Below are 14,674 nucleotides of genomic sequence, written 5' to 3' on the forward strand. Positions count from 1 at the left end.
AAAGGTTCTGACGTCACGATTTCCTCCATGCGCAAAAAAATACGGCCACCCGCGATTGCTCGCAGATGGCCGGTTTTCGCCCAGATGGTGAAGCTGCGGGGTTTGACCGCCCCACCCTGGGGGCATTGAGGACGGCATCGAGGAGTCGGGCAGGGCGTCGTCAGAACGCGTCGGCGGAGATGACTTCGCCGCCCTTGGGGGTGACGAGGCTTCGAATGATGACGACGTTGGTCGAATCCTTGAGGAACTTCACGCTGCCGTCGCCGAAGAGGATGTTGGCCCCGCCGGGATGGAAGCTGAAGATCTCGTCGTTGTTGGCGGCGTTGTTGTTGACCTTGTTGAGGCCGTCGGCCGGGTCGACGCCGGCAGCGGGGTACGAGGTCGAGTAGCGGGCGAGGTTGATCCGCGACTTGTTGTTGTTGATCTGGCCCGATACGCCGAAGGCACCGTCGGCCTCGGCCCAGCGCCAGAAGCGGCGGGGCAGGCCGGCGTCGAAGTACTGGTCGCGAGCCGCGATCTTGACGGCGAACGAGCTGTTGCCGTTGGCGAACTGGGTGTTGGCAATGTAGCGGGAGTCGCGACCGGCGTCCTCGGCCACGGCGAACGTGTTGCTCAGGCCGTCGGTGCATTCGGAGAGGCGGGTCTGGCTGACCTTGAGCAGGCCATCGGCCCGGTCGGGGTTATTGCGGTAGGGGGTGATGGCCGTCGAGCCGACGCCGCCGGTGGTGCCGTTGGCGCTGATGTCGGTGTAGCAAGGCGCGCCGTAATCCTGCACGCCGTAGCCGATCCGGAGGTTCGCGGGCAGGGAGGCCTCGGCCGGGTCGAGGTTATCGATGCCGCCGCTCGATTCGCGGACCGAGGAGGGGCACAGGTAGACGTTGAGGGCGGTCCCGCATGCCGTCTTGTTCGAGCCCGACGTGTGGGTGTACGGCAGGCTGAAGTTGTAGGAGTTCGAGATGTTGCTCCCCTCGAGATACGGGAGCAGGCGGACGAACAGGCCGGGCTCGTCGAAGATCGTGCTCGGCGGGCTGTTGGAGAAGTTCGTGCCCTGGCCCGACGGCGGCAAGGCGCTATTGGTGTTCTCGTAGTTGTGCAGCGCCAACCCGATCTGCTTCAGGTTGTTGACGCACTGGGTGCGACGGGCGGCCTCGCGAGCGGCCTGGACGGCCGGGAGGAGCAGGGCGATCAAGACGGCGATGATCGCGATCACGACGAGCAGTTCGATCAGCGTGAAGCCCGATCGACGGGCGCGCAGAGGGGAGGACGAACTCATGGGGGGGAAGTTCTCCAAAGCAAACCAGGGGGTTTCAGACTCAAATCAACGAGTCATGACACATGACTTACTTGAGTGTGAACGTGAAATCGTTGGAACCCTTCGGTTCCACCGTGGCAGTCAGCAGGGACGTCGATTCTTTCATGTACTTCGCCGGGAACGGCAGGCCTCGCTTCGACTGGAGGGATCGCATGTCTCCCTCGGGGTCGAGCTCGATCCGGACCTTGAAGTCTCCGGCCGGGGCGCCCGGGGCGATGCCCTCGGTGTTGAGGCTGAACGTGCCGTCTCCGGCGATGGGCCCGGTCGCTTTCGGGGCCTTGGGGTCGCTCGAGACGAAGGTGACGATGCCGCCGGGGAGCGGCGACCCATCGGCGCGGACGACTTTGCCCGCCACCGGGTAGGTCTCCACCCCGACCGAGGGGAGGTCAGACCCTCCGCAACCGCTCAGGCAGCCCAGCACGACCATCGCGCAATTCAGGATTCCTGCACGGAGGTAGCCTGGATGACGCGAGGAAGCATGTTGCATGTTGCAAAACTCCTGTGAGATGAACCTCATCCGAACGACCAAACTCAGTCGGGGCCGCATGATCTTTCGCTTTATGAGGAAGCTCCTCCGTGGAGCAAAGCCCGGCCTTGTTGCCGGGCGTCCGGTGTCGATCGACGGTGGATGTCCCGTGGATGGGATGGCTCATTCCCGGACGATCATGGGGCGGGCGGGAACGCACGTGGGTTCGATAAAGGCCTCATAAAAATCCAAGTACAATCATCAAGGAAGATTTCAGAGTGTGGAAGGCTGCCAGGATCGGTGCCAGGACCTGAGGAGCCCGCCGCTTTCATGAACGCCGGGACCTTTCCGCCTATGATCACTTGCTCGCAATGCACCCCGGCCCCTCAGGGGGTTCACATGATAATTTGGCTTCGAGATGGTATGACGAAGGAATTGCTAATGTTTCGTGAGCGTGCTTGGGCCGAGGTCGTAATCCCCTGTACGATCGATATGTCGGGCAAGTTGCGACGGGGATTCTCGGGGGTTACCGGCGCGACTCGGGAAGGTTGGTGAGCAGGCTTTCGAGGATGGACGGGTCGAGGGGCTTGACCAGATGCCGGTCGATCCCGGCTTCCCGCGATCGCCGCCGGTCACCTTCCTGCCCCCAGCCGGTGAGTGCGACGATGGAGATGTTCTTCCCCCAGTCCAGCGAACGGATGGCCGTGGCCACGTCGTAGCCGTTCATGACGGGGAGCCCGATATCCAGGATGATGAGGTCGGGGCGATAGTCGTCGGCCTGCGTGACGGCCTCACCGCCATCGTGCGCGATGCGCGCCTCGTGGCCCATCATCTTCAGGAGCCTGGCGAGGGTCTTCGCCGAGTCATAATTGTCATCCACGACCAGGATTTTCCGGCCCTTGACCGCGGCCTTCGAATTCTTCGGATTTCCGTCCGAAGAGGACTCCGGGACGAGTTCTGCGGCGAGTGGGAGCCGCACCTCGAATCCGCTGCCGCGCCCCGGGCCTCCGCTGCGGGCCTCGACCGAGCCGCTGTGCATCTCGACCAACCGTTTCACCAGGGTCAGGCCGACCCCGAGCCCTCCTTGCGAGCGCTCGAGGGATCGATCCACCTGCGTGAACATGTCGAAGACGTGGGGCAGCATCTCCGCCGGGATGCCGACGCCGTTGTCCCTGACGGTGACGACGACGTCGGACGCCTCCCGCTCGACGGCCAAGGTGATGTTCCCGCCCGACTCGGTGTACTTGGCGGCATTATTCAGCAGATTCGAGATGACTTGGGCCAGTCGGGTCGGATCCGCGTCGACGACGATGGGGCGCGTGGGCATCGTCACCGCGAGTTCGTGCTCGGCCGCCTCGACGAGAGGTCGGCTGGCCTCCACCGCGCTATGCACGACGGTCGCCAGTTCGACGCGATCCCTGCGGAGCTTGAGCTTCCCTCGGGTGATCCGCGAGACGTCCATGAGGTCGTCGATCAGCCGGACCATGTGCGAGACCTGGCGTTCCATCAGGGTACGGGCCTCGTCGATCACGCGGCGATCGTCGCCGGCCATCCGCATGATCTGGAGACCGTTTCGGACGGGGGCGAGGGGGTTCCGCAACTCGTGGGCGAGCGTCGCGAGGAATTCGTCCTTGCGGCGGTCCGCCTCGCGGAGGGCCTCGGCCTGCTTCTCCAGCATCTCGTGCGAGCGCCTGGCTTCCGTCATGTCGCGCATGATCTTGAGGAAGCCGACGGCAGTCTCGCCGTCCTTCAAAGGCGTCACCAGGCCGCTCGCCCAGAAGCGTTCCCCGGCCTTGTTGATGTGCCAGCGCTCGTTCTCGACCCGCCCCGTCTGCAGGGCTTGCTCCATCTCATATTCGGGACGCCCTTGTTCTCGGTCTTCCGGGGTGAAGATGATCCTGCCGTCGCGACCGAGGATCTCGCTTTCCTGATACCCGAAGATGTTCGCCGCGCCGCTGTTCCAGCCGGTGATGACCCCCGCCTGATCGAGCGTGATGATGGCGAAATCCTTGGCATTCTCGACGATGAGCCGGAGCCTCTCCTCGCTGCGCCTGACGGCCTCCTCCGCGCGTTTGCGATCGAGGATGTCGCGGGCGGTCCCGGCCACCTGGACCACGTCCCCCTCGGTGCCGAAGACCGGGGCGAGCGTGTATTCGTAATACCCCGTCGCGCCCGAGGGGCTCATGTACCAGGTGCCGTCCTCCACCGTTCGGCCCGTCTCGACGACGATATCGATGTCGCGAAGGATTTGGGCCTCGACGTCCCAGGGGTATTTGAGCTCGGCCATGGTCTTGCCGATCGCCTCATCGCGCGAGAGGCCCCAGAGGTCGAGCAGGGCCTTGTTCGCGTAGACGAACCTCCCGTCCGGCGAGAAGACGAAGATGTAGTCGGGGATGCTGGTCAGCACCGTGTCGAACAGCCTGCGCTCTCGCTCCGTCTCGATCGCGAGCTGGGCGAACCGTTCTTCCGCCTGCCTCTGCGCGGTGATATCGACCACGACCCCCGGCAGCCTCACCGCGTTCCCCGCCTCGTCGCGCTCGACGCGCCCCCGGGCGATCACCCAACGGATCGACCCGCCCGGGCCGACCAGGCGGTAGTCGGCTTCGTAGGCCTCGCCCACATTCAGGGCCTGGTTGATGATCTCGGAGACCCGGTTTCGGTCCTCGGGGTGGACGGCCCGGAGGTAGGTCTGGTTGGTACCTCCCGCGGCGTCCTCGGCCGAGACCCCGAACATCCTCGCGAGGTTCGGGTCGGCGTGCATGGCGTCGTTGACGGGGTCGAATTCCCAGGTTCCGACCTCGCCTGCCGCGAGCGTCGATTCGAGGCGCGACCTCGCGTCGCGCAGCTCCATCTCCGCCCGCTTGCGCTCGGTGATGTCCAGCACCACGCCGACGACCTGGAAGGTCCCCGCCTCGCGGTCGCCGATGGCCTGCGCCCGCTCCTCGAGCCAGATCACCGAGTCATCCTTTGGCCGGACCATTCGGAACTGGCTGAAGTAGCTCCCCCCTTCGGCGACGACCTTCCGGAACTCGCTAATGTGCCGCTCGAGGTCTTCGGGATGGATCAGGGAACCTCCCTCCGCGCTCGTCTCGAGGCTGAAGTCGGTCGTGAGCCCGAAGACGTCGGCAGCGTTCTCGGAGGCGATGAGCTGGTCTCGGCCCGGGTCATACTGCCAGGCCACCATCCGCGCCGCGGTGAGGGCCATCCGGAGCCGCTCCTCGCTCCGACGCAGGGTCTCGCTCGACTCCTGCCGGATCCTGGCCATCTGCAGTTGGGCCGAGACTCGGGCGAGCAGCTCCCGGGCGCTGAAGGGCTTGACGAGGTAGTCGTCGGCCCCGGCTTGCAGGCCCTCGACGCGGCTCTCCTCCCCGGCGCGGGCGGAGAGCAGGATGAAGGGAATAGAGCTCGTCCTGGCGTCGGATCGCATCTCGCGCAGTAACCCGAATCCATCCAGCCGGGGCATCATCACGTCCGAGAGGATCAGGTCGGGGACCTTCCGCCGGACGGCCTCGACCGCCGCGACGCCGTCGGCCACCGCATCGACCCGGAAGTGGTCGGAGAGGAGCCTCGCGACGTATTGCCGCATGTCCGCGTTGTCGTCGGCGACCAGGATCCGGGGCCGTTCAGACTCGTTGGGGCTCCAGGTCCGGACCCCCGGCCCCGCGACCAGCTCGGGCCGCGCCTCGAGCACCACGCGTTCCTCGGCGCCTTGCACCGCGTTGGGCAGCCAGCGGAGCGACTCTTCCACGTAAGGATTGGCGAGTTCGACGCCGACGAGAGGACTCTCGGTACGCCCCGCCCCGACCTGATCGGCGGGGAGGTGCTTCGACCCCAGCGGGATGGTCACGATGAACGTCGAGCCCTCTCCGAGAGTGCTCTCGGCGACGACGCTTCCGCCATGCAGCCTCACCAGTTCCTGCACGAGGGCGAGTCCGATGCCGCTCCCTTCATGCGTTCGCCCCTGGGCGTTCTCGACCCGATGGAAGCGCTCGAAGAGACGGGGCATCTCCGAGGCCGGGATGCCCGTCCCGGTGTCGCGGACCCGCAGTTCGGCCGCGTGCTCGGCGAGGTGCAGCGAGACCGCGATCTCGCCCCGGAGCGTGAACTTTATGGTGGACCCCGAAAACTGGACCATCTGTTAAGCTACTCAGACGGGTCTGAGGAGGAGGACGGATGGCGAGGAAGCGGCAAGTCCACACGGCGGCGTTCAAGGCTCAAGTCGCCCTGGCGGCCCTCAAGGGAGACCGCACGATCAACGAGTTGGCCGGCCACTATGGCGTCCATCCCACATCGATCCATGGCTGGAAGAAGCAGCTCATCAGCAGTGCCGAGGAGGTCTTCGGGAGTCCGGCCAAGGCGGCCTCGGCTGACGCCGAGGCACGCCAGGCCGAACTCTTCGAACAGATCGGGCGCCTCAAGATGGAACTCGAGTGGCTGAAAAAAAAAGTCGCCCCATTCAGTTGAGGACCGAAGGCCCTTGATCGAGCCGGATCATCCCCGGTTGAGCGTGCGCCGCCAGTGCGAGTTGCTGGGGCTGAGCCGATCGAGCCTCTACTACCGACCTGCGGGTGAGTCGCCCGAGGACCTGCGCCTGATGCGGTTGATCGACGAGCAATATACGGCATGCCCGTTCTACGGCAGCCGCAAGATGACCGCCTGGCTGGAACAACGAGGTGAGGAGGTCAATCGGAAGCGAGTACAGCGCCTGATGCGGAAGATGGGCCTGGAAGCGATCTATGCCAAGCCCAGGCTGAGTCAGGCCGGGAGAGGCCATAAGATCTACCCTTATCTCTTGCGAGGTGTCAAAGCCCGGCGAGCGGACCACGTGTGGAGCACGGACATCACTTATGTGCCGATGAGTGGAGGGTTCATGTACCTGGCGGCGGTGATCGACTGGTACAGCCGGTACGTGATCGGCTGGCGGCTGTCGAACACGCTGGACGGCTCCTTCTGCCTGGAGATGTTGGAAGATGCCTTGAGGTCGGGGAAGCCCGAGGTGTTCAACACGGACCAAGGGGTCCAGTTCACGGCCGAGGCGTTCACCGGGAGGCTTGAGGCGGCCGGGATAGCCGTGAGCATGGATGGACGCGGCAGGGCATTGGATAACGTGTTCGTCGAACGGCTCTGGAGGACCGTGAAATACGAAGATATTTACATCCAAGGCTACGAGACGGTGCCGGAGCTGCAGCGAGGGTTGAGGCGATACTTCGGCTTCTATAACGAGGATCGGCTCCACGAATCCCTGGGGTACCGGACTCCAGGGACGGTCTACCGAGCGGACAGAGCCACGACGGCCTGATTGGACAGTAGCGAAGGATCGCCGTTTTTTGGTCTAGACAATGGGGTCCACCTCACTTGAAGGCATTGGAGATGAGGTTGAGGACGACCTTCTCCCACATCTCCCGATCGACATAGATCGGCTCGCCGAGGGGAGGGCAGTCCACGACCAGCCCGAGCCCCGCCTTCTCGCAAGCCGATCGGAAGACGCTGGCGAGCTCGGCCGTGAGGGTGGCGAGGTCCGTCGGCTGGTAACTCGCGCGAACGCGACCCGCCTCGATCCTGGAGAAGTCGAGCAGGGTATTAACCAGCCGGAGCAACCTCAGGCCGTTGCGATGGACGACCTCCAGGCGTTCGCGATCCTGGCGGCTCGTATCGTCGGGAGGCTCGGCGAGGATGTCCTCGACCGGCCCGAGCATGAGGGTCAGCGGTGTCCGGAATTCATGGCTGACGTTACTGAAGAAGGCCGTCTTGGCGTGATCGAGCCGGGCCAGTTGCTCGACGCGCCGACGTTCCTCCTCATAGGCCCTCGCGTTGGCGACGACCGTCGCGACCTGGCCCACAACGAGGTCGACGAACCCTCGATAGCCGTCATCGAGCGGGCGTCTCGGGCTGATCCCCAGGACGACGAAGCCGGCGAGCTGCGTCTGACCCGGCTTCGACATCGGGAGGACGATGGCCAGATTCGGAGGCTCGGGCCAGGCACCCGCGGTGAGCTGCGGGCATATTTTGGCCAGACCGTTGACCTCGACGGGTCTCCCGCTCTCGGCCACGCCTTGAAAAGGCCAGGGGGCCGCCGAGTCGAGCATGGAGACGACCCGAGGGCTGAGCTTCGTCTCTGGGTCGATGCCGGCCGAGCCCGTCAGGCGGAGGTTTTGCCCCTCGTCGTCGAGGAGGTAGAGCAGGGCGAATGGGACGTCGAGCGGGTTCGCACTCAGCACGGCGACCGCCCGCCGGCAGGCCTCGTCGATGGACTTCGGCTCCTCGGCCGTCCGCGCCGCGAGCTCCCTCAGGGTCCTGAGCCGACGCTCGCCGATCGTACGGTCGGTATCCTCGGTGACGACGCAGAGCATCCCACCGACGTTGCCGGAGTCGTCGGGGACCGGGCTATAGGAGAAGGTGTGGTATGTCTCCTCGGGGAAGCCGCTCCGCTCCAGGAACAGCAAGAGCCCCTCATCCCAGGTGGCCTGACCCGTCTCCACGACCTACTCGGCGCGGGGCCCGAGGTCCGACCAGATCTCGGACCAGACCTCGCGTGCCGATCTGCCCAGGGCCCACGGATGCTTGGGCCCGAGCGTCATCGAGGCGTAGGCATCATTGTAAAAGAAGGTGAGCTCCGGCCCCCAGCCGATCCACATGGCATAGCGCGAGTTGAGCATGACCCGCACGACCGTGACGAGCGACTGCGGCCAGGCTTCGATCGGTCCGAGCGGAGTCCGGCTCCAGTCGAATGCTCGAGTCCGCTCCCCCATCTCGCCGCCTCCGGCGATGAAGGTCGGAGGCTCTTCCACGCGGCTCGAGGCATCGCTCTGATCCATACGTTTGGCCTGCCGGATCCGTTTCGTAGTCCGAGGAAAATTCTCAGCATCTGCCGTGCCAGAGACCGTGATCAGGCCGCGTCTCGGGGCCTGAAAAGAGAGACTTCGACGCAAAGCAGGGGTAGAAGATTGAAAGCCAGGGACTTCACTCGGGTTCCTTGGCCGTCACAATGATATAGCACCTGCGAATGAGTTCGACATTCGAATGGCCCGAAATTAACTCATGGAACCCGCACGCGGCAGGGGATTGGCGAGGAGTGGATGAGGGGCACTGCCATTTCGTACTGGCTAGCGAAAACACCGAACCTGGAGAATGAGAAGTCGCGATCAACTTCACACCAAACCCACAATTCTGCCATCGCGACCGCTGTGCTTTTTTAGGGGGTTATGTTGCCATCGAATCGCTCTTGAATTCACACCCGCGTGCCCAGTATCTTTCAGAATTATTTGTGTAAACATGTGGAAAACAAATGAGGCTTCTCGGGAAATGGCCGGACTCTGGTCAGGTTTTAATGTCTTCTTTTTAAGCTGTTGAAATGCTCGGAGGATGGCTGGTTTCCGCGGCGAGTTACTCCGGCTGTTTATGGAATCAAGTACAATCTCTGGCTGAAGAATAATTGCATGGGATAGGCGGTCGGGATTTGTCCTCGCCTTCATGCCGAGTCCTCGGAAGTTCCCCGAGAATGATGTCTGGAGTGAGCGATTTTCATGCCTGGACGCACCATCGCGATCGGCGACATCCACGGTTGTTCTGCGGCCCTGGATGCGTTGATTGATGCCATCCGGCCTCGACCTCAGGACACGATCATCACCCTCGGAGACTACATCGACCGAGGACCTGATAGCCGCGGCGTCATCGATCGTCTCGTCGAGCTTGGTCGAGTCTGCCGACTCGTCCCGATCCTCGGAAACCACGACCAGATGCTCCTCGATGTCCGAAGCGGCAAGTACCCGATCTATTGGTTCCTCGACATCGGCGGCACGGCGACCCTGGATTCCTACGGTCCCGGCCGAGACCTGGCGAACATCCCCGAGGCGCACTTCGACTTCATCCAGAAGTGTCTGGATTTCTTCGAGACGAACTCCCACATCTTCCTCCACGCGAATTACTTCGCCGACCTCCCCATGACCGATCAACCCGTTTGCATGCTGCGTTGGGAATCCCTCCGCGACGCGCTGCCAGGCCCGCACGATTCGGGGAAGACGGTCGTCGTCGGCCATACCTCTCAGAAGAACGGCGAGATCTTCGACCTCGGCCACCTGAAATGTATCGACACGTTTTGCTACGGCGGCGGCTGGCTGACGGCGCTGGATGTGTTGACCGGGGAAGTATGGCAGGCCGATCGCGAGGGGAATCTGCGATCGTCTTGACTCACGGGGCATCGCGGCTCGACCGGGTCGACTACCGCCAGCCACTTCCCGTCCCTGATGTTCAACTCTCACTCTCGCCCGACGCTCGTGTCCGCCTACCACGCCTTAAATTGAGTGGCGGCGAGTCAGATCGTCGAGGCGTAATTTCAAGCCTGGGTGCTTACTTGCGGCCTTCTACCCACCCATTGACCGGAATGCGATTAAAGTATCGGCAAAAATTTGAAGGACTCGGAGCGTAGGAGGACGGCGTAACAGACCGGCCGTCCAGCATCGCGCGGGAAAGAACTCGCGTACTTCAGTGCTAGGTCGATTGACTTTGAGCGAGAGCTACCACAAGAGTAGGCGATCGCGTCGACACGATCCGGCTGAGTGTCGCATCACATTTCCAAATGACAGGAACGAGGGATACGGCCATGAAGTCCGTCTTTGCCTCTCATCGACTGGCCATCGCGTTGATGGTGGCGTTACCCGGCCTGGCACGGGGCCAGCAACCCGAAGCCCCGCCCACGAGCTATCTCCCGGTCGTCGTGAAGGAGACGACCACCGAGACCCAGAAGCGGATGGAAGCGGAAAAACCCGAGATCATGCAGCGGCAGTTGAAGCTCCTCAACGATCGCTACGACCTGAGCGACCGACCGGCCGACGGAGCGACCATGTCGCGCGGCAAGCCGATCCAGGAAGGTGCCCGGACCAAGTTGCCAGCGGGCATGACCTGGGAAAAGCTGGGCTCCATGACCCCCGACGAGATCCGCGCCGGCGACCTCTTCCCACCCGGCTTCATGCCCCTGTCCCATCCCAATCACCCGGAAGGGGGCATGGTCTTCCCGAAGTTTCATATCGATGAAATCAAGAAGCAAGAGGATCGCGACCTCACTCGCTACGACCTCGACTACGACCTTCCCGACCATTTCCTCCCGGAATTCCCAGCCCCGATCTACCTGACGACCCGTCCCGACCTCGGCGACGTCTCGCAAGGCAAGGTCGTGACGCTCGCCAATTACTTCGAGATCTTCAGCGGTATCCTGAACCCGAAGCAACTCGAAGGCCTGCGCCTCCTCGTCACCCCGTTCCCCCAGCAACAATTCAACGCGACCGACGACCGCCGCTCGGCCAAGGCGAGCCGAGGCGTCACCTGCTTCGACTGTCACGCGAACGGCCATGCCAACGGCTCGACCCACCTGGCCCCCGACGTCCGGCCCCAATCCTTCCGCCACCGCATCGACACCCCGACCCTCCGCGGTGTCCACATCGAGCGACTCTTCGGTTCCCAGCGAGCCTTGAAGAGCATCGAGGACTTCACCGAGTTCGAACAAGGCGGTGCCTACTTCGACGGCGACCACGTCATCGCCGCCAAGAAGGGCGTCAACCGCCTCGATCGCTCCACTCAGGTCTCCTTCATGGCCGAATTCCAGGAACTCCTGGACTTCCCCCCCGCGCCCAAGCTCGGCATCGACGGCAAGCTCGACCCCCGCAAGGCCACCGAAGCCGAGCTACGAGGCCAGGACCTCTTCTTCGGCAAGGCCAAGTGCGCGACCTGCCACACGCCTCCTTATTACACCGACAATCTGATGCATAACCTGAAGACGGAGCGCTTCTTCAAGTCTCGCACGATCAACAACCACACCGCCATCGGCGACGGCTCCATCAAGAACTTCCCCCTCCGAGGCATCAAGGATACCCCTCCCTACCTGCACGACGGCCGTCTCTTGACCCTCGACGACACGGTCGAGTTCTTCAACCTGATTCTCGAACTCAAGCTCTCCAAGCAGGAAAAACTCGACATCGTGACCTTCATGCGGCAGCTCTGAGGCTTCCAGGTGAGCGATCTGGCGATCACTTGATTTAGCAGGTTTTCAACGATAGCCGCACGCGCAACAGTCGTTGTGTTGAGAGAGCAATAAGGCGACGTATCCATCTCGTTTCGCGATTTGAGAATCGATGATTGATACGTCGCTTTGTTGCTTGGTACAACAGATGGGCTGGTTGTCCTAATCTTTTATGGTAAATTTATGTCCATATAGTTTTTTATAAATATAAAATTTGCAATAAATATTCTATGATTTTATCATTATTGTCACTATGTGTCTATGTTTTGAAAATGAGATTTCTGCGAACCGCGGCGGATTCACTCGGAGAGGCGCATCAATCGTGCCCAATCGAGAAGCAGGTCAGGTCATTCTTCGGTGGCTGCAAACCCTTGGTCAGTCGGGTAATGTAAATGGACAAGTCATGGATTCCCGTACCACAGGACCCAGGGTAAGTTCATGAAAGTAATCCTCCGCATGATCGCCCTTGCGTTCGTCTGCCTCATCCACTTGGCCGCGATACCCCCCATCGCCGTGGCCGACTCTTCCACAACCAGCCAACAACCCGCTCCGAGGATCGACGGAGGACATGAGTCGGGCCTCGAGTTCATTGATACCGGGTTCGAGAACGCCTCGCCTCTATGGTACGAGGAGGCCGCCGACGGAACGATCCTGGTCCACCTCAACTACGACCACGAACGTTCCTCGCCGAATCGCGCGGCGGGGCACTTCCACTTCCGCATTCAGGCAAGACGGGGATCGGAACTCGTCATCGAGTTTAAAAATCTCGACAACGTTTGGAACGGAAAGAAGGGTTCGGTCGCCCCCGAGTTCAAGGTGGCAGTCGTCTCGGAGGATGGTAAGAACTGGAAGCACATCCCCATGGAAATCCTCCCTGAGAATCGAGTCCGACTGAAACTAAAGATGACATCCCCCTCGCTCTACGTCGCCCGCGCCGAGCCTTACCGCCTCTCCGACCTCGAAGCCTGGCTCGCGAGGCTGCGGCGTGACCCTCGCGTTTCCATCACCCCGATCGGAAAAACGGCCGAAGGTCGCAATCTAGAAATCCTCTGCGTTGGCAAGGCCGACGCCCCCCGGCGTGTCTTCCTCCGCGCCCGGGCCCACCCCTGGGAACCCGGCGGCAACTGGGTTATCCAGGGCCTCATTGACCACCTACTCCGCGACGACCCCGTGTTACGAGGCTATCTCGAGCGATACGCGGTTTACGTCCTCCCGATGGCGAATAAGGACGGAGTTGCCCTCGGACGGACTCGCTTCAACGCTCGGGGCAAAGACTTGAACCGAAACTGGGACCAACCCGCCGACCCTCAACTCGCCCCCGAGAACCATGCCCTCGAAACCTGGCTCGTAGGAATGATCGCAGCTTCCAAGAAACCACACCTCGCACTCGAACTCCACAACGACGCGAGTGGCAAATTCCACGTCAGCCGCCCCCCCATCCCCGACCTCGAGCGTCACGTCGCCCGCATGCGAACCCTCGAGGCTCTTCTACGCCAGCACACCTGGTTCACCGAAGGCAGCACGAACGAGACCTTTCACAACGCCGGCACTCTTGGAGAAGGCTGGCTCCAGCGCTTCGGCATCGACGCCGCTGTCCATGAACTGAACGTCAACTGGATCGCCGGCCTGGACGACTACCCCTCAAGCCGCCACTGGATCCACTATGGCGAGCAACTAACCTCCGTCTTCGACGAGTATTTTCGCGTCGTGGAGCCTTGAGACGTCCCAGGCCTTGACAAATCGACCCTTCCCTGTCGGCGACGGGAATTGATCCTGACGTCGCCCCACCAACGAAAAAACCCCCGCCAGGGCGGGGGTTCAGTCGTCGGTTGTCCCGAGTTGTCGCCGCGTATGCGGCGGTGGTAGTGGAGGCGGCGGGAATTGCACCCGCGTCCCGAGATCCATCTGTGAGGGCATCTACGTGTGTAGTCGCTGATTTAATTGTCGGCCTAGGATCCCCCAGCGACGAGGTATCTTTCGGCTTATCCCATCATGAGTTTAGCTCGTGCCGCAACGGGCGGTTAGGCACAAGCGATCCCGCTTTGGCGTCTTCGTGCGAGGCTCACGGGAAAAGACCCGCAACGAAGCCGTTTCTGCTCTTTAGGCAGCCATACGGAGAGAGGGAGTCCTCTCGGCAGATAAAGTTTGGTCGGCTTTTTACGAGGCCCGCTGACCAACCTCGACACGCCACCTTTCACTTCAGCAATCCGGTCGATCCTGGTTCGCCCCCGAATTGAGAAAGAATGGCCGCTCTCGCGGCCACAGGGGTATTATCCCTACAAATAGAGACGCGTCAAGTCGCCGTTTGGTTCGCGAGAAAATCGGGATCAGCCCCGGCCGCGAATCGCACGATCGATGTCACGCTTGGCGTCCTGCTTCTTGAGCGCATCTCGCTTATCGTAGAGCTTTCGCCCGCGGGCGATGCTGATCTCGACCTTGGCCATGCCTTCCTTGAAGTAGATGCGCAACGGGACGATCGTCAGGCCGCGCTCCGAGGCCTTGGCGATCAGCTTGTCGATCTCCTGGCGGTGGAGCAGGAGCTTGCGAGGTCGCTTCGCCTTGTGGTTCATCCGGTTGGCCTGGAGATACTCCGGGATGTCGCAACCGTAGAGCCAGACCTCCTCGTTGTCGATCCCCGCGTAGGATTCCTCCAGGCTCGCCTTGCCCGTGCGGAGGCTCTTGACCTCCGTCCCGGTGAGGACGATGCCCGCCTCAATCGATTCGAGGAGCTCGAACTCGAACCGCGCGCGACGGTTGCGCGCGACGATGATGAACGATTCGTCCTCTTTGCCCTTACCCTTGGATTTGCTGCCACTCTTGGCCATCGCCTCGGTCCCTCGATTCGCCGGTCCGCATGCCTCGCATGAATGAATTATAAAGGCAC

General features: G+C 62.3%; 10 protein-coding genes and 1 other RNA gene. 4 read left to right on the forward strand and 7 right to left on the reverse strand.

Going from position 1 to position 14,674, the window contains the following annotated elements; genetic code table 11:
- Positions 1–160: 160 nt before the first annotated feature.
- The 3 genes from ACOYYX_RS13770 to ACOYYX_RS13780 form a co-directional block, all read right to left on the reverse strand.
- Positions 161–1,273: a DUF1559 domain-containing protein gene (locus ACOYYX_RS13770; protein WP_422930476.1), complete on the reverse strand. Its 1,113-nt coding sequence runs from the start codon at positions 1,271–1,273 to the stop codon at positions 161–163.
- 67 nt (positions 1,274–1,340) lie between these two features.
- Positions 1,341–1,799, reverse strand: coding sequence for a hypothetical protein (locus tag ACOYYX_RS13775; RefSeq protein WP_422930477.1), 459 nt, complete (start codon positions 1,797–1,799; stop codon positions 1,341–1,343).
- A gap of 505 nt (positions 1,800–2,304) precedes the next feature.
- Positions 2,305–5,913, reverse strand: coding sequence for a PAS domain S-box protein (locus tag ACOYYX_RS13780; protein ID WP_422930478.1), 3,609 nt, complete (start codon positions 5,911–5,913; stop codon positions 2,305–2,307).
- A 38-nt stretch (positions 5,914–5,951) separates the two neighbouring features.
- Between ACOYYX_RS13780 and ACOYYX_RS13785 the strand changes: the two genes are divergently transcribed.
- Positions 5,952–7,077 (forward strand): IS3 family transposase gene (locus tag ACOYYX_RS13785; protein WP_422923185.1). Its coding sequence is split into 2 segments (ribosomal slippage): positions 5,952–6,235 and positions 6,234–7,077, totalling 1,128 coding nucleotides; the frame shifts between segments, so codons are not numbered across the junction.
- A gap of 52 nt (positions 7,078–7,129) precedes the next feature.
- Here ACOYYX_RS13785 and ACOYYX_RS13790 read toward each other — a convergent pair.
- Together ACOYYX_RS13790 and ACOYYX_RS13795 are read right to left on the reverse strand one after the other, a co-directional pair.
- On the reverse strand, positions 7,130–8,257 hold the full coding sequence (locus tag ACOYYX_RS13790; RefSeq protein ID WP_422930479.1) for a histidine kinase dimerization/phospho-acceptor domain-containing protein: 1,128 nt from the start codon (positions 8,255–8,257) through the stop codon (positions 7,130–7,132).
- Between the two features lie 3 nt (positions 8,258–8,260).
- A complete protein-coding gene (locus ACOYYX_RS13795; protein WP_422930480.1) occupies positions 8,261–8,593 on the reverse strand; it encodes a hypothetical protein in 333 nt (110 codons plus the stop codon).
- Positions 8,594–9,301: 708 nt separating this feature from the next.
- On the opposite strand from ACOYYX_RS13795, the gene ACOYYX_RS13800 reads away from it, so the two are divergent.
- The 3 genes from ACOYYX_RS13800 to ACOYYX_RS13810 all read left to right on the forward strand — a co-directional run bounded on the left by ACOYYX_RS13800 (position 9,302) and on the right by ACOYYX_RS13810 (position 13,509).
- Positions 9,302–9,964 (forward strand): metallophosphoesterase family protein, encoded by a 663-nt coding sequence (locus ACOYYX_RS13800; RefSeq protein WP_422930481.1) that lies wholly within the window; start codon positions 9,302–9,304, stop codon positions 9,962–9,964.
- Between the two features lie 455 nt (positions 9,965–10,419).
- Entirely contained in the window at positions 10,420–11,772 is a 1,353-nt protein-coding gene (locus ACOYYX_RS13805; RefSeq protein WP_422931626.1) for a cytochrome B6, read from the forward strand.
- A 456-nt stretch (positions 11,773–12,228) separates the two neighbouring features.
- Positions 12,229–13,509 carry a M14 family zinc carboxypeptidase gene (locus ACOYYX_RS13810; RefSeq protein ID WP_422930482.1) on the forward strand — a complete coding sequence of 427 codons (1,281 nt, stop codon included), beginning with the start codon at positions 12,229–12,231 and terminating at the stop codon, positions 13,507–13,509.
- Between the two features lie 144 nt (positions 13,510–13,653).
- On the opposite strand, the gene ssrA is transcribed toward ACOYYX_RS13810, so the two are convergent.
- Positions 13,654–14,020: a transfer-messenger RNA gene (gene ssrA, locus ACOYYX_RS13815) on the reverse strand.
- 97 nt (positions 14,021–14,117) lie between these two features.
- Positions 14,118–14,615, reverse strand: coding sequence for an SsrA-binding protein SmpB (gene smpB, locus ACOYYX_RS13820; protein WP_422930483.1), 498 nt, complete (start codon positions 14,613–14,615; stop codon positions 14,118–14,120).
- Between the last annotated feature and the right edge of the window lie 59 nt (positions 14,616–14,674).

This window comes from Singulisphaera chitinilytica, from assembly GCF_049331405.1.
In the GTDB taxonomy this organism is placed as follows: Bacteria; Planctomycetota; Planctomycetia; order Isosphaerales; family Isosphaeraceae; genus PoT.

What these genes read in the sequence shown, in the direction of transcription:
- ACOYYX_RS13770 (WP_422930476.1), bottom strand. Translation starts at nt 1,273, where the DNA reads ATGAGTTCGTCCTCCCCTCTGCGCGCCCGTCGATCGGGCTTCACGCTG.
- ACOYYX_RS13775 (WP_422930477.1), bottom strand. Translation starts at nt 1,799, where the DNA reads ATGCAACATGCTTCCTCGCGTCATCCAGGCTACCTCCGTGCAGGAATC.
- ACOYYX_RS13810 (WP_422930482.1), top strand. Translation starts at nt 12,229, where the DNA reads ATGAAAGTAATCCTCCGCATGATCGCCCTTGCGTTCGTCTGCCTCATC.
- ACOYYX_RS13805 (WP_422931626.1), top strand. Translation starts at nt 10,420, where the DNA reads ATGGTGGCGTTACCCGGCCTGGCACGGGGCCAGCAACCCGAAGCCCCG.
- smpB (WP_422930483.1), bottom strand. Translation starts at nt 14,615, where the DNA reads ATGGCCAAGAGTGGCAGCAAATCCAAGGGTAAGGGCAAAGAGGACGAA.
- ACOYYX_RS13780 (WP_422930478.1), bottom strand. Translation starts at nt 5,913, where the DNA reads ATGGTCCAGTTTTCGGGGTCCACCATAAAGTTCACGCTCCGGGGCGAG.
- ACOYYX_RS13795 (WP_422930480.1), bottom strand. Translation starts at nt 8,593, where the DNA reads ATGGATCAGAGCGATGCCTCGAGCCGCGTGGAAGAGCCTCCGACCTTC.
- ACOYYX_RS13800 (WP_422930481.1), top strand. Translation starts at nt 9,302, where the DNA reads ATGCCTGGACGCACCATCGCGATCGGCGACATCCACGGTTGTTCTGCG.